The sequence below is a fragment of the Pseudomonas sp. E141 genome, from assembly GCF_052659885.1.
Genome location: NZ_CP084024.1, coordinates 4,040,883 through 4,060,134 on the forward strand (window position 1 = coordinate 4,040,883; position 19,252 = coordinate 4,060,134).

The 19,252-nt window shown below is 58.9% G+C and carries 15 protein-coding genes; 3 read left to right on the forward strand and 12 right to left on the reverse strand.

Going from position 1 to position 19,252, the window contains the following annotated elements:
• Window positions 1–209: 209 nt before the first annotated feature.
• The 9 genes from sucD to sdhC all read right to left on the reverse strand — a co-directional run bounded on the left by sucD (window position 210) and on the right by sdhC (window position 11,600).
• Window positions 210–1,094: a succinate--CoA ligase subunit alpha gene (gene sucD / locus GKKCFE_RS18055; RefSeq protein ID WP_014339581.1), complete on the reverse strand. Its 885-nt coding sequence runs from the start codon at window positions 1,092–1,094 to the stop codon at window positions 210–212.
• Entirely contained in the window at window positions 1,094–2,260 is a 1,167-nt protein-coding gene (gene sucC / locus GKKCFE_RS18060; protein ID WP_003179235.1) for an ADP-forming succinate--CoA ligase subunit beta, read from the reverse strand. Before sucC ends, sucD begins: the two co-directional genes overlap by 1 nt.
• Window positions 2,261–2,456: 196 nt before the next feature.
• On the reverse strand, window positions 2,457–3,902 hold the full coding sequence (lpdA, locus tag GKKCFE_RS18065) for a dihydrolipoyl dehydrogenase (RefSeq protein ID WP_445576922.1): 1,446 nt from the start codon (window positions 3,900–3,902) through the stop codon (window positions 2,457–2,459).
• Between the two features lie 109 nt (window positions 3,903–4,011).
• On the reverse strand, window positions 4,012–5,235 hold the full coding sequence (gene odhB, locus GKKCFE_RS18070; protein ID WP_445576923.1) for a 2-oxoglutarate dehydrogenase complex dihydrolipoyllysine-residue succinyltransferase: 1,224 nt from the start codon (window positions 5,233–5,235) through the stop codon (window positions 4,012–4,014).
• 42 nt (window positions 5,236–5,277) lie between these two features.
• Window positions 5,278–8,109 (reverse strand): 2-oxoglutarate dehydrogenase E1 component, encoded by a 2,832-nt coding sequence (locus GKKCFE_RS18075; protein ID WP_047230488.1) that lies wholly within the window; start codon window positions 8,107–8,109, stop codon window positions 5,278–5,280.
• A 262-nt stretch (window positions 8,110–8,371) separates the two neighbouring features.
• Window positions 8,372–9,076: a succinate dehydrogenase iron-sulfur subunit gene (locus GKKCFE_RS18080; RefSeq protein WP_047230491.1), complete on the reverse strand. Its 705-nt coding sequence runs from the start codon at window positions 9,074–9,076 to the stop codon at window positions 8,372–8,374.
• 11 nt (window positions 9,077–9,087) lie between these two features.
• Entirely contained in the window at window positions 9,088–10,860 is a 1,773-nt protein-coding gene (sdhA, locus tag GKKCFE_RS18085; protein WP_047230489.1) for a succinate dehydrogenase flavoprotein subunit, read from the reverse strand.
• A 3-nt stretch (window positions 10,861–10,863) separates the two neighbouring features.
• Entirely contained in the window at window positions 10,864–11,232 is a 369-nt protein-coding gene (gene sdhD, locus GKKCFE_RS18090) for a succinate dehydrogenase, hydrophobic membrane anchor protein (RefSeq protein WP_003204438.1), read from the reverse strand.
• Window positions 11,226–11,600, reverse strand: coding sequence for a succinate dehydrogenase, cytochrome b556 subunit (gene sdhC / locus GKKCFE_RS18095; RefSeq protein ID WP_024780620.1), 375 nt, complete (start codon window positions 11,598–11,600; stop codon window positions 11,226–11,228). The genes sdhD and sdhC overlap by 7 nt, the downstream gene beginning before the upstream one ends.
• A 364-nt stretch (window positions 11,601–11,964) precedes the next feature.
• Here sdhC and gltA point away from each other — a divergent pair, with 364 nt between their 5' ends.
• Window positions 11,965–13,254 carry a citrate synthase gene (gene gltA, locus GKKCFE_RS18100; RefSeq protein WP_003204440.1) on the forward strand — a complete coding sequence of 430 codons (1,290 nt, stop codon included), beginning with the start codon at window positions 11,965–11,967 and terminating at the stop codon, window positions 13,252–13,254.
• A gap of 306 nt (window positions 13,255–13,560) precedes the next feature.
• On the opposite strand, the gene GKKCFE_RS18105 is transcribed toward gltA, so the two are convergent.
• The 3 genes from GKKCFE_RS18105 to GKKCFE_RS18115 form a co-directional block, all read right to left on the reverse strand.
• Entirely contained in the window at window positions 13,561–15,219 is a 1,659-nt protein-coding gene (locus GKKCFE_RS18105) for a cation acetate symporter (protein WP_047229598.1), read from the reverse strand.
• Window positions 15,216–15,527 carry a DUF485 domain-containing protein gene (locus tag GKKCFE_RS18110; protein WP_047229599.1) on the reverse strand — a complete coding sequence of 104 codons (312 nt, stop codon included), beginning with the start codon at window positions 15,525–15,527 and terminating at the stop codon, window positions 15,216–15,218. The genes GKKCFE_RS18105 and GKKCFE_RS18110 overlap by 4 nt, the downstream gene beginning before the upstream one ends.
• 317 nt (window positions 15,528–15,844) lie before the next feature.
• Window positions 15,845–16,696 carry a glycine betaine ABC transporter substrate-binding protein gene (locus tag GKKCFE_RS18115; protein WP_047229600.1) on the reverse strand — a complete coding sequence of 284 codons (852 nt, stop codon included), beginning with the start codon at window positions 16,694–16,696 and terminating at the stop codon, window positions 15,845–15,847.
• A 429-nt stretch (window positions 16,697–17,125) separates the two neighbouring features.
• Here GKKCFE_RS18115 and GKKCFE_RS18120 point away from each other — a divergent pair, with 429 nt between their 5' ends.
• The gene (locus tag GKKCFE_RS18120; RefSeq protein WP_188252412.1) at window positions 17,126–18,424 is read left to right on the forward strand and encodes a serine/threonine protein kinase; all 1,299 of its coding nucleotides are present in this window, start codon (window positions 17,126–17,128) and stop codon (window positions 18,422–18,424) included.
• Window positions 18,417–19,205, forward strand: a complete 789-nt coding sequence (locus tag GKKCFE_RS18125) for an MlaA family lipoprotein (protein ID WP_076383809.1) — start codon at window positions 18,417–18,419, stop codon at window positions 19,203–19,205. The genes GKKCFE_RS18120 and GKKCFE_RS18125 overlap by 8 nt, the downstream gene beginning before the upstream one ends.
• Window positions 19,206–19,252 lie beyond the last annotated feature (47 nt).

Below are 19,252 nucleotides of genomic sequence, written 5' to 3' on the forward strand. Positions count from 1 at the left end.
CCTTGTGGGTAGCGGTCGCAAAAATGGCGGGTAGCCTAACGAATTAGTGTGAATAACGCACTGTTACAGGGCGAACTATCCGATACACGACATTTCCGTGTCGCGTTTTTGCATCTAAATGGGTTGCTGACTGCAATTCCCTCATCCGAAAACGACAAAGGCCACCCGAAGGTGGCCTTTGTTGCTGGAACAAAAAAGTCAGCCGAAGCTTACTTCTTCATTTCCCAGCCAGTCAGCTCGGCCAGGGCCTTGCCGATGTCTGCCAGCGAACGCACGGTTTTCACGCCTGCGTCTTGCAGAGCAGCGAATTTCTCGTCCGCAGTGCCTTTGCCGCCAGAGATGATTGCGCCAGCATGGCCCATGCGCTTGCCCGGAGGAGCAGTCACACCCGCGATGTAGGAAACAACCGGCTTGGTCACGTTAGCCTTGATGTAGGCAGCCGCTTCTTCTTCAGCCGAACCGCCGATCTCACCGATCATGACGATCGCTTCGGTCTTCGGGTCTTCCTGGAACAGCTTCAGGATGTCGATGAAGTTGGAGCCCGGAATCGGGTCACCGCCGATGCCGACGCAAGTCGACTGACCGAAACCGGCGTCAGTGGTCTGCTTGACGGCTTCGTAAGTCAGGGTGCCGGAACGGGAAACGATACCGACCTTGCCTGGCAAGTGAATGTGACCTGGCATGATGCCGATCTTGCATTCGCCTGGAGTGATCACGCCTGGGCAGTTAGGGCCGATCAGGGTGATACCCAGCTCGTCGCACTTGACCTTGGCTTCCAGCATGTCGATGGTCGGGATGCCTTCGGTGATGCAGACGATCAGCTTGATACCGCCGAACGCTGCTTCAAGGATGGAATCCTTGCAGAAAGGAGCTGGAACGTAGATCACGCTGGCGGTAGCGCCAGTGGCAGCAACAGCGTCTTTGACGGTGTTGAAGACAGGCAGGCCCAGGTGTTCGGTGCCGCCTTTGCCCGGCGTTACGCCACCAACCATCTTGGTGCCGTATTCCAGAGCTTGCTGGGTGTGGAAACTACCTTGCGAACCGGTAATACCCTGGCAGATAACCTTGGTGTCTTTATTGATCAGGACGCTCATTATTTGCCCTCCGCAGCTTTAACGACTTGTTGAGCAGCGTCGGTCAGGCTGGTAGCAGCGATGATGTTCAAACCGCTTTCTGCCAGTACTTTAGCGCCCAGCTCAGCGTTGTTGCCTTCGAGGCGAACAACAACCGGGATTTTCACGCCGACTTCTTTCACGGCGCCGATGATGCCTTCGGCAATCATGTCGCAACGAACGATGCCGCCGAAGATGTTGACCAGTACTGCAGCGACGTTAGTGTCGGACAGGATGATCTTGAACGCTTCGGTTACGCGTTCCTTGGTAGCACCACCGCCCACGTCGAGGAAGTTGGCTGGCTTGCCGCCATGCAGGTTGACGATGTCCATGGTACCCATGGCCAGGCCAGCACCGTTGACCATGCAGCCGATGTTGCCTTCCAGGGCCACGTAGTTCAGTTCGAACTTGGCAGCGTGCGCTTCGCGCGGATCGTCTTGCGACGGATCGTGGAAAGTCTTCAGCTTAGGCTGACGGTACATGGCGTTGGCGTCGATGTTGATCTTGGCATCGAGGCAGTGCAGATCGCCGTCGGCCTTGATCACCAGCGGGTTCACTTCCAGCAGCGCCAGGTCGTGGTCCTGGAACAGCTTGGCCAGGCCTACGAAGATCTTGGCGAACTGAGTGACCTGCTTGCCTTCCAGGCCCAGCTGGAATGCCAGCTCGCGACCCTGGAATGGCTGGGCGCCAACCAGTGGATCGATGGTGGCCTTGAGGATTTTCTCAGGGGTATCGTGAGCGATTTTCTCGATGTCCACGCCACCTTCGGTGGAAGCCATGAACACGATACGGCGGCTCGAACGGTCAACGACAGCGCCCAGGTACAGCTCTTTAGCGATATCAGTGCACGATTCAACCAGGATCTTGGTGACTGGCTGACCGTTGGCGTCAGTCTGGTAGGTCACCAGACGCTTGCCCAGCCACTGCTGTGCGAAGGCTTTGGCGTCTTCTTTGCTGCGAACCAGCTTGACGCCGCCCGCTTTACCGCGACCACCGGCGTGAACCTGGGCTTTGACAACCCATTCGCTGCCGCCGATTTTGTCGCAAGCTTCTGCTGCCGCTTCCGGGGTGTCTACCGCGTAGCCGGTGGATACTGGCAGGCCGTACTCAGCGAACAGCTGCTTACCCTGATACTCGTGAAGATTCATGCTTATTACCGTCTTCGTTAGGTACTGCGCATTCGGTGCTGCACCGTTATGGTGCCGCACCACCTGTGACTGCTGCTTGCGTAGCGTTCCGGTTGACCGGTGCCGCTACGCAAGGCTGCGTCCAGCGGATATTCCGCGGTGAGTCTTGCTCGCAAGGCTCACGACGGGCCATACCGCCGTGGTTTCTTATTGTCTATTAACGCTTTTTGCGGTTGGCCACGTGGATGGCACCGCCATTTACGGCCAGGGCCGCTTCGTGCAAGGCTTCGGACAGGGTCGGATGGGAGAAGACCATCATGCCCAGATCTTCAGCGCTGGTGCCGAATTCCATGCCGATCGCGCCTTGCTGTACCAGCTCGGCAGCGCTTGGGCCAATCACGTGAACGCCCAATACGCGATCCGTCTTGGCATCAGCGATGACTTTCACGAAACCACCGGTATCGTTGGCTGCCATGGCACGGCCGGAGGCTGCGAACGGGAAGGTGCCGACGTTAACTTCAACACCTTCGTTTTTCAAGGTTTGCTCGGTCTTGCCGACCCATGCGATTTCCGGGTGGGTGTAGATAACCGACGGGATCAGGTCGTAGTTGATCTGGGCTTTGTGGCCCTTGATGCGCTCGACCACCATGATGCCTTCCTCGGACGCTTTGTGCGCCAGCATCATGCCGCGTACCACGTCACCGATGGCGTAGACACCCGGAACGTCGGTTGCGCATTGCTCGTCAACCGCGATGAAGCCGCGCTCATCGAGGGTCACGCCGCAATCGGCGGACAGCAGGTCAGTGGTCACTGGGCGACGGCCAACCGCAACGATCAGTTTGTCGAAGGTGATGGTCTGTTCGCCGTTGGCGTCGGTGTAGTTCACCACGACTTCTTCGCCGTTGACCTTGGAGCCAGTCACGCGAGCGCCCAGCTTGATGTCCAGGCCTTGCTTGGTCAGGGTTTTCAGCGCTTCCTTGGAAACCGCGGCGTCGGCGGCCATCAGGAAGGTATCCAGTGCTTCGAGGACGGTTACTTGCGCGCCCAGGCGCGACCAGACCGAACCCAGCTCCAGACCGATAACACCCGCGCCGATCACGCCCAGGCGTTTTGGTACGGATTGGAACTCCAGAGCGCCGGTCGAATCGACGATCACGTTCTGGTCCACCGGAGCCGGCGGAATGTCGATCGGACGCGAGCCCGGTGCCAGGATGACGTTCTCGGCTTCGATCACTTCAACCGAGCCGTCTGGCTTGGTCACTTCGACCTTCTTGCCCATCAGCAGCTTGCCGTGGCCCTGGATCGAGGTCACGCCATTGGCCTTGAACAGGGTGGCAACGCCAGAGGTCAGGCCTTTGACGATGTTGGCCTTGCGGCCAACCATGGCAGGTACGTCAATGGTGACGCTTTCGCGGTTGACACCGCCAATGCCGTGGATGGCCAAGCCATCCTGCGCTTCATGGAACTTCCAGGAGCTGTCCAGCAGCGCCTTGGAGGGAATGCAACCGACGTTCAGGCAAGTACCGCCGAGGGCCAGTTTGCCCTCCTTGTCGGTGTATTTCTCGATGCAGGCAGTGGTGAGGCCCAGTTGCGCAGCCTTGATGGCCGCTACGTAGCCGCCAGGGCCCGCACCAATCACTACCACGTCGAATTTCTGAGTCATGAGTCATTCCTTCTCGAATCAAACCGGACGGTCACTTGTGGAGACCGTCGTGGGACGAAACCGGTTATTTCAGCAAGAGGCCGGTCAACCGACCGGCCCTTGCGGCGAATCAGATATCCAGCAGCAGACGAGCCGGATCTTCAAGCAGGTTCTTGATGGTTACCAGGAAAGTCACGGCTTCTTTACCGTCGATCAGACGGTGATCGTAGGACAATGCCAGGTACATCATCGGACGAATCACGACCTGACCATTGATCGCCATCGGGCGTTGCAGGATGTTGTGCATGCCCAGGATCGCCGCTTGTGGCGGGTTGACGATCGGGGTCGACATCATCGAACCGAATGTACCACCGTTGGTGATGGTGAACGTACCGCCGGTCATCTCTTCGATGGACAGCTTGCCGTCACGGGCTTTCTTGCCGAAGGTGGCGATGCCGCCTTCGATTTCAGCCAGGCTCATCAGTTCGGCGTTACGCAGGACCGGAACCACCAGGCCACGGTCGCTGGAGACCGCAACACCGATGTCGGCGTAACCGTGGTAAACGATGTCGGAACCGTCGATCGACGCGTTGACGGCCGGGAAGCGCTTGAGTGCTTCAGTGGCAGCCTTGACGAAGAACGACATGAAGCCCAGGCGTACGCCGTTGTGGCTCTTCTCGAACAGGTCCTTGTACTTCGAACGCAGGGCCATGACTTCGGTCATGTCGACTTCGTTGAAGGTGGTCAGCATCGCCATGTTCGACTGGGCTTCAACCAGACGCTCGGCAACCTTGGCGCGCAGGCGAGTCATCGGAACGCGTTTTTCAACGCGATCACCGGCAGCGAACACCGGAGCGGCAGCGGCAGGCGCGGCAGCCTTGGCTGGCGCAGCGGCCGGAGCGGCTTTCTTGGCGGCAACCGCTGCAACCACGTCTTCCTTGGTCACACGACCACTCTTGCCGGTGCCGGCAACGGAAGCGATGTTGATGCCATTCTCTTCAGCCAGCTTGCGAGCAGCAGGAGCGGCGACTGGATCGTCTTCGCCGCCAGCGGCAGGAGCAGCAGCCTGAGCGGCGGCCGGTGCGGCAGCAGCAGCCGGAGCAGCGGCAGCAGCGCCGCCCGCTTCGATGGAGCCCAGCACTTCGGCCGACAGTACGGTGTCGCCTTCGTTCTTGATGATGGCGCCCAGGACGCCGTCAGCTTCGGCCAACACTTCCAGGACAACTTTGTCGGTTTCGATGTCGACGATCAGTTCGTCGCGCTTGACCGCGTCGCCCGGTTTTTTGTGCCAGGTGGCAATCGTGCCATCGGCAACCGATTCCGGGAAAGTGGGGGCTTTGATCTCGATAGCCATTATCTGTGGTTCCTTAAATTCGGTTTCAGGTGCGCGAAGGCATTAAACGGTAAAGGCATCTTGCAGCAGTTGTTCCTGCTGCTCGGCGTGCATCGATGCATAACCACAAGCAGGTGCAGCAGAAGCGTCACGGCCGGCGTACTCAAGTACGAGCGACTTGTCGTGAGCGCTGATGATGCGGCGCATGTGATGTTGGCTGCAGTACCACGCACCCTGGTTCATCGGCTCTTCCTGGCACCAGACGATGTGCTTCAGGTTTTTGTACGGAGCCAGGATTTCGACCAGGTCGTCCTCCGGGAACGGGTACAGCTGCTCGAGACGCACGATGGCGATATCGTCACGGCCTTCGGCACGGCGTTTTTCCAGCAAGTCGTAATAGACCTTGCCGCTGCACAGAACCACGCGACCGACGTTGGCCGGATCCTGAGCGTCGATTTCCGGGATAACGGTCTGGAACGAGCCTTCGGCCAGATCTTCCAGAGTCGAGATCGCCAGCTTGTGACGCAGCAATGACTTCGGTGTCAGCACTACAAGCGGCTTGCGCAGCGGGCGAATCACCTGACGGCGCAGCAAGTGGTAGATCTGAGCCGGGGTCGTCGGTACGCACACCTGGATGTTGTGCTCGGCGCACAGCTGCAGGTAACGCTCCAGACGTGCCGAAGAGTGCTCCGGCCCCTGCCCTTCATAACCGTGTGGCAACAGCATGGTCAGACCGCAGAGACGGCCCCACTTGTGCTCGCCGCTGGTGATGAACTGGTCGACAACCACCTGGGCACCGTTGGCGAAGTCGCCGAACTGGGCTTCCCAGATCACCAGCGCATTCGGCTCGGTGGTGGAGTAGCCATATTCGAACGCCAGGACGGCTTCTTCGGACAGCAGCGAGTCGTACAGGTCGAAACGTGGCTGGCCTTTGTACAGGTGTTGCAGCGGGATGTAGGTGCTGGCGTCTTTCTGGTTGTGCAGCGCCGCGTGACGGTGCGAGAAAGTGCCGCGGCCTACGTCCTGGCCGGTGATGCGCACAGGGTGACCTTCGAACGCCAGGGTCGCGTATGCCATGGTTTCGGCATAACCCCAGTTGATCGGCAGGCCGCCGGCTTGCATCTTCTGCCGGTCTTCGTAGATTTTCGCGACCTGGCGCTGGACCACGAAGCCTTCCGGAATTTCCAGCAGCTTGGCGGACAGCTCCTGCAAGGTCTTGAGATCAAAACGGGTGTCGTGACGAGCGGTCCAGGCATGGCCCAGATACGGGCGCCAGTCCACGAACAGCTCTTTGTTCGGCTCTTTGACCAGGCTTTTTACAACATGCAGGCCATTGTCCAGGGCATTGCGATATTCATCGACTTTTTCCTGGACGCGCTCAGCGTCCAGCACACCGCTCTGGGTCAGGCGCTCGGCATACAGCTCACGGGTGGTGCGCTGCTTGGCGATCTGCTGGTACATCAGAGGCTGGGTGCCGCTTGGCTCGTCGGCCTCGTTGTGGCCGCGACGACGGTAGCAGACCAGGTCGATCACCACGTCACGCTTGTACTGCATGCGGTAGTCGATGGCCAACTGGGTCACGAACAGCACGGCTTCCGGGTCATCGCCATTCACATGGAGAATCGGTGCCTGGATCATCTTCGCAACGTCGGTGCAGTACTCGGTGGAACGCGAGTCTTCCGGGTTGCTGATGGTGAAGCCGACCTGGTTGTTGATCACCAGGTGAATGGTACCGCCGGTCTTGAAGCCGCGAGTCTGCGACATCTGGAAGGTTTCCATGACCACGCCCTGACCTGCGAATGCAGCGTCACCGTGGATGGAAATCGGCAGGACTTTTTCGCCAGTCGGGTCGTTGCGACGATCCTGACGGGCACGGACCGAACCCTCGACCACCGGAGAAACGATTTCCAGGTGGGACGGGTTGAAGGCCATCGCCAGGTGAACTTCGCCACCGGTGGTCATCACGTTGGACGAGAAACCCTGGTGATACTTGACGTCACCGGAGCCCAGCTCGACCTTCTTCTTGCCTTCAAACTCGTCGAACAGCTCGCGCGGGTTCTTGCCGAAGGTGTTGACCAGCACGTTCAGACGGCCGCGGTGGGCCATGCCGATGACGACTTCCTTGGTGCCGTAGGAACCGGAGCGCTGGATCAGTTCGTCCAGCAGCGGGATCAGGCTTTCGCCACCTTCCAGGCCGAAACGCTTGGTGCCCGGGTATTTGGTGCCCAGGTACTTTTCCAGGCCTTCGGCGGCAGTGACGCGCTCGAGCAAGTGGCTCTTGACGTCAGCGGAGAAGGTCGGACGGCCACGAACGCTTTCCAGACGCTGCTGGAACCACTGGCGCTGCTCGGAATCGACGATGTGCGTAAATTCGGCACCGATGGTGCGGCAATATGTCTGCTGCAACGCTTCGTGAATTTCGCGTAGGCTCGCTTCCTCTTTGCCGATGAACAGGTCGCCGGCACGGAAGGTCGTATCAAGATCGGCATTGGTCAAGCCGTAATGAGTGATCGACAGGTCTGCAGGTGCAGGACGCTGCCACAGCCCCAGCGGGTCCAGCTGGGCTGCCTGGTGGCCGCGCATCCGGTAGGCCTGGATCAGTCGCAGCACTTCAACTTGCTTCTTCTCGTGCTCACTGCTCACGCTGCCGGCAGACACCGGTTGAGCGCGGCGCTGGTTCTTTGCCAGCAGCACGAAATGATCGCGAATTGTCGAGTGCGAAACATCAGTGGCAGAGTTACCGTCAGCCGGCAACTTCTGAAAGTAGGTGCGCCACTCTTCTGGCACAGCGTTAGGGTCGTGCAGGTAGAGCTCGTAGAGCTCTTCCACATAGGCAGCGTTACCACCGGAGAGGTGGGCACTGTTCCACATGCGCTGCATCACGCTTTCTTGCATGCTTGGTCACCCTCGATTTGGGGAACACCATCGGCGAAAACACCGAGCAAACTTGCAGAAGTCCGAATGCAGCGACCAAAACAAGCCACTTAGGATCACGCTGATAGTCCGGGTACCAGCCCGGATGCCCCTGCTTGTCTCATTTCTTCAAAATAAGAACTGCCGCTTTGTGAGCGGCGGTTCTGGTTATAGCCAGGACGCGGGTTGAAGCCCACGCCCCGACCTGTACGGGTACAGCGGTTCTACGGGTACAGCAGCTGAATCACACGCCGCTTTGCAGCAGCATGTTACGTACGTGACCGATGGCCTTAGTCGGGTTCAGGCCTTTCGGGCAGACGTTGACGCAGTTCATGATCCCGCGGCAGCGGAATACGCTGAACGGGTCATCCAGTGCAGCCAGACGCTCGGACGTCTTGGTGTCGCGGCTGTCTGCCAGGAAGCGATACGCTTGCAGCAGAGCGGCCGGGCCCAGGAATTTGTCCGGGTTCCACCAGAAGGATGGGCACGAGGTCGAGCAGCAGGCGCACAGGATGCACTCGTACAGACCGTCGAGCTTTTCACGCTCTTCCGGGGACTGCAGACGTTCGATGGCCGGAGCCGGCGAATCGTTCTGCAGGAATGGCTTCACCTTCTCGTATTGCTTGTAGAAGATGCTCATATCGACGACCAGGTCACGAATAACCGGCAAACCTGGCAGCGGACGAACGATCAGCTTGTTGCCCTTGACCACGGCGGACAGCGGCGTGATGCACGCCAGGCCGTTCTTGCCGTTGATGTTCATGCCGTCGGAGCCGCAAACGCCCTCGCGGCAGGAACGACGGTAGGAAAAACCTTCGTCCTGCTCTTTGATCAGGGCCAGCACGTCCAGCACCATCAGGTCTTTACCACCGGTATCAACCTGGAAATCCTGCATGAACGGCGCGGCGTCCTGATCAGGGTTGTAGCGATAAACACTGACTTGCAACATGGCGGCCACCCTTAGTAAGTCCGGATCTTGGGTTCAAACGTCGGAACGGTCTTCGGCGAGAAGTTCACCGCACGCTTGGCGACACGTTTTTCACCCGGGAAGAACAAGGTGTGGCACAACCAGTTTTCGTCATCACGGTCTTCAAAGTCTTCGCGGGCATGGGCACCACGGGACTCTTTGCGCACTTCTGCCGCGATGGCGGTGGCTTCGGCCACTTCCAGCAGGTTCTGCAGTTCCAGCGCTTCGATACGTGCAGTGTTAAACGCCTGCGACTTATCGTTGATCTTCACGTTGGCGATTCGTTCACGCAACTGAGCCAACTGAGCGATACCCTTCTGCATGTACTCGCCGGTACGGAACACACCGAAGTAGTTCTGCATGCAGTTTTGCAGCTCGCGACGCAGGGTCGCCACGTCTTCGCCTTCGGTACGCTCATTCAGAGCGGACAGACGCGCCAGGGCGGCTTCGATGTTGGCGTCGGTGGCATCGTCATACTCGATACCCTCGGTCAGCGCTTTTTCCAGGTGCAGGCCGGCAGCGCGGCCGAATACCACCAGGTCGAGCAGCGAGTTGCCGCCCAGACGGTTGGCACCGTGAACCGATACGCAAGCCACTTCACCCACTGCGAACAGGCCAGGGATGATTTCGTCCACGCCTTCGGCGTTCTGGGTGATCGCCTGGCCGTGAATGTTGGTGGCAACGCCGCCCATCATATAGTGGCAGGTTGGAACTACTGGAACCGGCGCAACGACAGGGTCGACGTGAGCGAAGGTCTTCGACAGTTCGCAAATGCCTGGCAGACGGCTGTGCAGCACTTCCTCGCCCAGGTGGTCGAGCTTGAGCATCACGTGGTCGCCATTCGGACCGCAACCGTTGCCGGCGATGATTTCTTTGACCATCGAACGGGCAACTACGTCGCGACCGGCAAGGTCTTTGGCGTTCGGAGCATAACGCTCCATGAAACGCTCGCCGTGCTTGTTGATCAGGTAACCGCCTTCACCGCGGCAACCTTCGGTGACCAGTACACCGGCGCCGGCGATGCCGGTCGGGTGGAACTGCCACATTTCGATGTCTTGTACCGGCACGCCAGCACGCAGCGCCATGCCGACACCGTCACCGGTGTTGATCAGGGCGTTGGTGGTGGACGCGTAGATACGGCCGGCACCGCCAGTCGCCAATACGGTAGCCTTGGCGCGGATGTAGGTGGTTTCGCCGGTTTCGATGCAGATCGCGATCACACCGACGAAAGCGCCATCCTGGTTTTTCACCAGGTCAACGGCGTAGTACTCGTTCAGGAACGTGGTACCGGCTTTCAGGTTGCCCTGATAAAGGGTGTGCAGCAGTGCGTGACCGGTACGGTCGGACGCCGCGCAAGTACGCGCAGCCTGGCCGCCCTTGCCGTAGTCCTTGGACTGACCGCCGAACGGACGCTGGTAGATACGGCCGGTTTCGGTACGCGAGAACGGCAGGCCCATGTGGTCCAGTTCGAAAACCGCGGCCGGACCTTCCTGACACATGTATTCGATAGCGTCCTGGTCACCGATGTAGTCGGAACCCTTGACGGTATCGTACATGTGCCAGCGCCAGTCATCGTTCGGGTCAGCCGAAGCGATGGCACAGGTGATGCCGCCCTGGGCGGAAACAGTGTGCGAACGGGTCGGGAAAACCTTGGTGATCACGGCAGTCTTGTGACCACCCTGTGCCAGTTGCAGCGCAGCGCGCATGCCGGCACCGCCGCCACCAATAATGATGGCGTCGAAAGAAATCGTAGGAATGTTAGCCATGAATCAGATACCCCAAAGAATCTGCACACCCCAGACGAAGTACGCAAACATCGCGACGCCGCATACTGCCTGGAAGAGGAAACGTACGGCAGTCGCCGACTTGCCGAACGCCATCGGCGTCAGGTAGTCGGTCGCGATGGTCCACATGCCGACCCAGGCGTGAGCGCCCAGTGCGACAAGCGCCAGCAGACTGAAGATACGCATCCAGTTGTTTGCGAACAGTTCGTGCCATTGGGCATAGCCAAGGCCAGGGTTTGCTACGACATATCCGATCAGGAAAATGAAGTAAGCCGCGAGAACGACCGCAGACACACGCTGCGCCATCCAGTCATAGAGGCCCGAACGGGAAAGGTTCGTGACGTTGGTTACCATATCCAGACTCCTGCCAGAACGATTACCACCACGGAAACGGCGATAACGATTTTCGAGCCCAGCTTGCCGCCTTCCAGCGTCTCACCGATGCCCATGTCCATGATCAAGTGGCGCACACCGGCAACCAGGTGATACAGCAAGGCGGACAGGATGCCCCAAATCACTAGCTTGGCTAGCGGACTGGTCAGACACGCTTTCACCTGACCGAAGCCTTCTTCCGAGTCGAGCGACTTGTCCAATGCATAAAGCATGATGGCCAGGCTGACGAAGAGAATGACACCGGAGATACGGTGAAGAATGGACGTGTAAGCAGTGACTGGGAGTTTGATGGTCCTTAGGTCTAGGTTTACAGGTCGTTGGCTTTTCACGGCTTTTTTTCACACTGAAGAGCCCCTAACAATCAGGGCAAAGTTGTTGGGGCGCGCACTGGTCAGGTACTCACCACCCAGGGAGTGACGACCCCCAAGAAAGCAGGCCCAAAAGCCCCTGGCGGTCGGTGGCCGAGTATAGACAGTTAGGCTACTAATGACAACGCGTTCACCTTCCCCTAATAGCGCATTGCACATATGAAGCAAAAGGCGTAAACGGCAGGCAATTTCGCGGAAAAAGTCCGGTTAAAGCCTTCTGGAGCAAGACTTTAGGCAAATTGACATTCGAATTTATCTCACTATAGTGGTGCGGGCCCTGCGTGGGGGGTCTGTCTGATGATTCCAAGCATTAATAGGAGGCCACATGGCTGACAAAAAAGCGCAGTTGATCATCGAGGGCGCAGCCCCCGTCGAGCTGCCCATTTTAACCGGCACCGTTGGTCCCGATGTAATCGACGTACGGGGCCTGACGGCCACGGGCCGTTTCACCTTTGACCCGGGTTTCATGTCGACCGCTTCGTGCGAGTCGAAAATCACCTATATCGACGGCGACAACGGCATCCTGCTGCACCGCGGCTACCCGATCGAACAACTGGCTGAAAAGTCGGACTACCTGGAAACCTGCTACCTGCTGCTCAACGGCGAGCTGCCAACCGCAGAGCAAAAGGCCCAGTTCGTCAGCACCGTGAAGAACCACACCATGGTTCACGAACAGTTGAAGACCTTCTTCAACGGCTTCCGTCGCGATGCCCACCCGATGGCCGTCATGTGCGGCGTTGTCGGCGCCCTCTCGGCCTTCTACCACGACTCCCTGGACATCAATAACCCCCAGCATCGCGAAATCTCCGCGATCCGCCTGGTGGCCAAGATGCCAACCCTGGCAGCCATGGTCTACAAGTACTCCATGGGCCAGCCCATGATGTACCCGCGCAACGACCTGACTTATGCAGAAAACTTCCTGCATATGATGTTCAACACCCCGTGCGAGATCAAACCGATCAGCCCGGTGCTCGCCAAGGCCATGGACCGGATCTTCATCCTCCACGCCGACCACGAGCAGAACGCCTCCACGTCCACCGTGCGCCTGGCCGGCTCCTCGGGTGCCAACCCGTTCGCCTGTATCGCCGCCGGTATCGCCGCACTCTGGGGCCCGGCCCACGGCGGTGCCAACGAAGCGGTATTGACCATGCTCGATGAAATCGGCGATGTCTCGAACATCGACAAGTTCATCGCCAAGGCCAAGGACAAGAACGATCCATTCAAGCTGATGGGCTTCGGTCACCGGGTCTACAAGAACCGCGACCCGCGCGCCACCGTCATGAAGCAGACCTGCGACGAAGTGCTCAAGGAACTGGGGATCAAGAACGATCCGCAACTCGAACTGGCCATGCGCCTGGAAGAGATCGCCCTGACCGACCCGTACTTCATCGAACGCTCGCTGTACCCGAACGTCGACTTCTACTCGGGGATCATCCTCAAGGCGATCGGCATTCCAACCAGCATGTTCACCGTGATCTTCGCCCTGGCGCGGACCGTGGGCTGGATCTCCCACTGGAAGGAAATGCTCTCCAGCCCGTACAAGATCGGCCGCCCGCGCCAGTTGTACACCGGCTACGAGTCGCGTGACATCACCCAGCTGGAAGACCGCAAGTAAGACCTGCCTTGCAATGAGGTCTTGAGCTGCACCGAAACAGCCCCTGCTTCTTATATAAGAGCAGGGGCTGTTTTGTTTGTGCCTCTTTTCATCTGATCCAGAAGCGGCATTGACCGGTCCGACGTCATCGCGAGCAAGCTCGCTCCCACAGTTGACCTGTTGTGAACACAGAACCTGTACTCACTGAAAATCCCCTGTGGGAGCGAGCTTGCTCGCGATGACGGCAGCCCTGCCATCCTTAAACCCGGCACAAAAAAATACCCCAGCCTCTCGACCGGGGTATTTCTTCAAGCACTTCTCGCTACATCAATGGTTAACCGCCCCACTCGCCCCCAGGCCAGTCTGCGAACGCACAAACTGCGGGAAGAACAGTGCACGCTCGTTCACGCCTTCAGCCGACTTGTCGGTGACGGAGAAGAACCAGATGCCGACGAAGGCAATGGCCATCGAGAACAGCGCAGGGTATTCATACGGGAAGATCGCCTTCTCGTGCCCCAGGATCTGCACCCAGATGGTCGGACCGAGCACCATCAGGCCCACCGCACTGACCAGGCCCAGCCAGCCGCCGATCATGGCGCCACGGGTGGTCAGTTTCTTCCAGTACATCGAGAGCAGCAGTACCGGGAAGTTGCAGCTTGCCGCGATGGAGAACGCCAGGCCCACCATGAACGCGATGTTCTGCTTCTCGAACAGGATGCCCAGGCCGATCGCCAGCACCGCCAGGGCGATGGTGGTGATCTTCGACACGCGGATCTCATCCTTCTCGTTGGCTTTGCCTTTCTTGACGACACTGGCATACAGGTCATGGGACACCGCCGAGGCACCGGCCAGGGTCAGACCCGCCACTACCGCCAGGATGGTGGCAAAGGCTACGGCCGAGATGAAGCCCAGGAAGATGCTGCCACCCACCGCGTCAGCCAGGTGCACCGCCGCCATGTTGTTGCCACCCAGCAAGGCACCTGCCGCGTCCTTGAAGGCCGGGTTGGTGCTGACCAGCAGGATCGCGCCGAAGCCGATGATGAAGGTCAGGATGTAGAAGTAACCGATGAAGCCAGTGGCGTACAGCACGCTCTTGCGAGCTTCCTTGGCGTCACTCACGGTGAAGAAGCGCATCAGAATGTGCGGCAGGCCAGCGGTACCGAACATCAGCGCCAGACCCAGGGAGAACGCCGAGATCGGATCCTTGACCAGGCCACCAGGGCTCATGATCGCTTCACCCTTGGCGTGAACCTTGACCGCCTCGGAGAACAGCATGTTGAAGTCGAAGTTGACGTGCTTCATGACCATCAGCGCCATGAACGAAGCGCCCGACAGCAACAGCACCGCCTTGATGATCTGTACCCAGGTAGTGGCCAGCATGCCGCCGAACAGCACGTAGAGGCACATCAGGATACCGACCAGAATCACCGCAACGTGATAATCCAGGCCGAACAGCAGCTGGATCAGCTTACCGGCACCCACCATCTGCGCGATCAGGTAGAACGCCACCACGACCAGCGAGCCGCTGGCAGACAAGGTGCGGATCTGGGTTTGCCCCAGGCGGTAGGACGCCACGTCGGCAAAGGTGTATTTACCCAGGTTACGCAGGCGCTCGGCGATCAGGAACAGAATGATCGGCCAGCCGACCAAAAAGCCGATGGAGTAGATCAGACCGTCGTAGCCAGACGTGAACACCAGCGCGGAAATCCCCAGGAAGGACGCCGCCGACATGTAGTCACCGGCAATCGCCAGGCCGTTCTGGAAACCGGTGATCCGCCCGCCCGCCGCATAGTAGTCGGCTGCCGAGTTGTTGCGCTTGGACGCCCAGTAGGTAATGCACAAGGTCGCGCCAACGAAAGCCACGAACATGACAATGGCCGAAACGTTAAGCGGTTGTTTCTGCACGGCACCGGTCAGGGCTTCAGCCGCCCAGGCCCCCGGTGCGAAAGCTGCGATGCTCAACAGAGCCATTAGACGCCGGATCATTGCTGAGCCTCCTTGAGAATCGCATTGTTCAGATCGTCGAACTCACCGTTGGCGCGTCGCACGTAGATACCGGTCAGGATGAAGGCCGAGACGATCAGGCCGACACCTATGGGGATACCCCAGGTAATGGTGGACTCGGGCGAAATCTTGGCCCCGAGAACATGCGGCCCGTAGGCGATCAGAAGAATGAAGCCTGAATACAACCCAAGCATGATCGCCGAGAGAATCCAGGCGAACTTTTCTCTTTTTCTCACCAGCTCCTTGAAGCGCGGGCTGTTTTGAATCGAGAGGTAAATGCTGTCGTTCATTGTTTTTATCCTCGCAGCACAGATTTAATTGGAACAGCTCTACTCTATGCGGCTGAAGGCCAGGTTCCAGACGACCTTAGTATTAGAACGACATGACGGTGCTGCCGGTTTCCCGCACACTTTCACAATTGCCCTCCTGTGGGAGCGAGCTTGCTCGCGATGGAGGCGCTACATTCAACAAGGATGCAAGCAGATGTACCGCTATCGCGAGCAAGCTCGCTCCCACAAGGGGATTGTGGGGAATCCAGGAATTTCGGGCACAAAAAAACCGCATGACAGACAGTCATGCGGCTTTCGGAACAGTCAGACCAAGTCGATTACTTGATCCACTCCGCCACGCGATCCGGGTGTTTGGCAACCCAATCCTTGGCAGCGGCGTCCGGCTTGGCGCCCTCCTGAATCGCCAGCATGACCTCACCGATTTCGTCTTTCGAGTTCCACTGGAACTTCTTCAGGAACGCGACCACTTCCGGCGCCTTGGTGTCCAGCTCCTTGCTGCCGATGCTGTTCACGGTTTCAGCCGCGCCGTAAACGCCTTTCGGGTCTTCCAGGAAGCGCAGTTTCCACTTGGCGAACATCCAGTGCGGCACCCAACCGGTGACGGCGATGGATTCTTTTTTCTTCTCGGCACGGGTCAGCTCGGCAATCATGCCGGCGCCGGAACTGGCCTTGAGTTGATACCCGGTCAGGTCGTAATCCTTGATGGCCTGCTCGGTCTTGATCATGACACCTGAACCAGCGTCGATACCGACAATGCGGTTCTTGAAGCTGTCATCGGTCTTGAGGTCGGCCACGGACTGGGCCTTGACGTACTCCGGCACGATCAGGCCGATTTTTGCATCCTTGAAGTTCGGACCGTAGTCGACCACCTGATCCTTGTTCTTGGTCCAGTAGTCGCCATGGGTCACCGGCAGCCAGGCCGAGAGCATCGCGTCGAGTTTGCCAGTGGCTACGCCTTGCCACATGATCCCGGTCGCAACCGCTTGCAGCTTCACGTCATAGCCCAGTTTCTGCTTGATGACTTCGGCCGCCACATGGGTGGTCGCGACGCTGTCGGACCAGCCATCGACATAGCCGATGCTCAGGGTTTTGGTTTCGGCGCTGGCCAGTGTGGAGCTGATCGCCAGTACCAGTGCGGCACCTGCGCCCAAGAGTCGTCGCATTCTCATCGTTACTTCCCCGAAAGTGCTGCGCCCGACGGATGCCGAGCGGCGTCAACGTATTGTTATGGTGCACAGCGCCCCCATCACGCTCGCCTGCAAAACCGGTTCGAACGTCAGTGGAGTACTGACTCGTTGATCATCAACCTGCGCCGATCTGGAACCTGCTCTGCCTGCGACGTTGAAGCAACGAGAAACGACATCAGAACGCCAGCTACCTGCCTGCGCCATTCGGGCCAACAAAAATGCCGTCCTGGCGGTCACGCCAGACTTCGGCAAACCGCCAGATAACTAGCCGCTACCACGCGTGAACGTGTATCTTCGCGCTACTATTGCGCCCCGTTTGTACCTGTTTTGTGCCAATCATGGCACTTGGCTTCACTTCGGCGGTCATAGCCTGCGAACTTCAATCGGCATCTTCCTTTAAGGGATCCAGTCATGCTCCATTCCTTGCGCTTCGCTGCCTTCGCCGGCGGCCTTATTCTGAGTGCGTCCGCGCTGGCGGTGGACATCGATGCCGCCAGCTATGGCTACCCCTTGACCAACCCGTTCGAGGCGACCATCGCCACTACGCCACCGGACCTGCGCCCGGAACTGCCCTTGATCGAAGATATCGACCAGGCGGACCACAGCCTGACCCTGCGCCCGGAACGCGAGTTCATCCTGCCAGACAATTTCTGGCCGGTGAAAAGCCTCACCTACCGCATGGCGACCCAGGACAAGCCCGCGCCGCTGATCTTCCTGATCGCTGGCACCGGCGCACGATACGACAGCAGCCTCAACGAATACCTCAAGCGCCTCTATTACAAGGCCGGTTACCACGTGGTGCAGCTGTCGTCGCCCACCAGCTTTGACTTCATGAGTGCCGCTTCGCGCTTCGCCACACCCGGCATCACCAAGGAAGACGCCGAAGACATGTACCGGGTGATGCAGGCCGTGCGCGCGCAGAACCCCAAGTTGCCCGTGACCGAGTATTACCTCACCGGCTACAGCCTCGGCGCCCTGGACGCGGCCTTCGTCGCCCATCTGGACGAAACCCGACGCAGCTTCAACTTCAAGAAAGTGCTGCTGCTCAACCCGCCGGTCAACCTCTACACCTCGATCACCAACCTGGACAAACTGGTCCAGACCGAGGTCAAGGGCATCAACAACACCACCACTTTTTATGAATTGGTGCTCAACAAGCTGACTCGTTATTTCCAGCAAAAAGGCTACATCGATCTCAACGATGCCCTGCTCTATGATTTCCAGCAGTCCAAGCAGCACCTGACCAACGAGCAGATGGCGATGCTGATCGGCACTTCGTTCCGCTTCTCGGCGGCCGACATTGCATTCACCTCGGACCTGATCAACCGTCGCGGCCTGATCATCCCGCCCAAATTCCCGATTACCGAAAGCACCAGCCTGACGCCGTTCCTCAAGCGCGCGTTGCAATGCGATTTCGACTGCTATCTCACCGAGCAGGTGATTCCGATGTGGCGCGCGCGCACCGACGGCGGCAGCCTGTTGCAACTGATCGATCAGGTCAGCCTTTATGCGCTCAAGGATTACCTGCACGACAGTCCGAAGATTGCCGTCATGCACAACGCCGACGACGTCATCCTCGGCCCGGGCGATCTGGGCTTCCTGCGCAAGACCTTTGGCGACCGCCTGACGGTTTACCCATTGGGCGGCCACTGCGGCAACCTAAACTACCGCGTCAACAGCGACGCCATGCTGGAGTTCTTCCGTGGCTAAATATCTCCTGCTTATCGCCGCGTTAATGAGTGCTGGCATGGTCCACGCCGATAACAGCAAGGCCAACGCGCCTGTGGTGGTGGACTCCGACGGTTTCAAGGAACCGTTGAGCAAGCTCAAGTTCAACCCCGGGCTGGACCAGCGCGAGTTCGAACGCTCGACCCTCAACGCCCTGAACGTCTATGACCCGCTGGAGTCCTGGAACCGCCGCGTTTACCACTTCAATTATCGATTCGATCAGTGGGTCTTCCTGCCAGTCGTCGATGGTTACCGTTACATCACGCCAGGCTTCCTGCGCACCGGGGTGAGCAACTTCTTCAATAACCTGGGAGACGTGCCGAACCTGATGAACAGCCTGCTGCAATTCAAGGGCAAGCGTTCGATGGAAACCACGGCACGCCTGCTGCTCAACACCACCGTCGGCATCGCCGGCCTGTGGGACCCGGCCACCGCCATGGGCTTGCCGCGCCAGAGCGAAGACTTCGGTCAGACCCTGGGCTTCTATGGCGTGCCCGGCGGCGCGTATTTCGTACTGCCGATCTTCGGCCCTTCGAACCTTCGCGATACCTCGGGATTGCTGGTGGACTACACGGCTGAATCGGCGATCAACTTCCTCAACGTTTCAGAAGTCAGCGGCAACCACCCGGAACTGCTGCTCCTGCGCGCCGTGGACAAGCGCCACCAGACCAGCTTCCGCTATGGCCAACTGAACTCGCCATTCGAATATGAGAAGGTGCGTTACGTGTATACCGAGTCGCGCAAGTTGCAGATTGCCGAGTAACTCCCGGCCACCCCAAAACCCACTGTGGGAGCGAGCCTGCTCGCGAT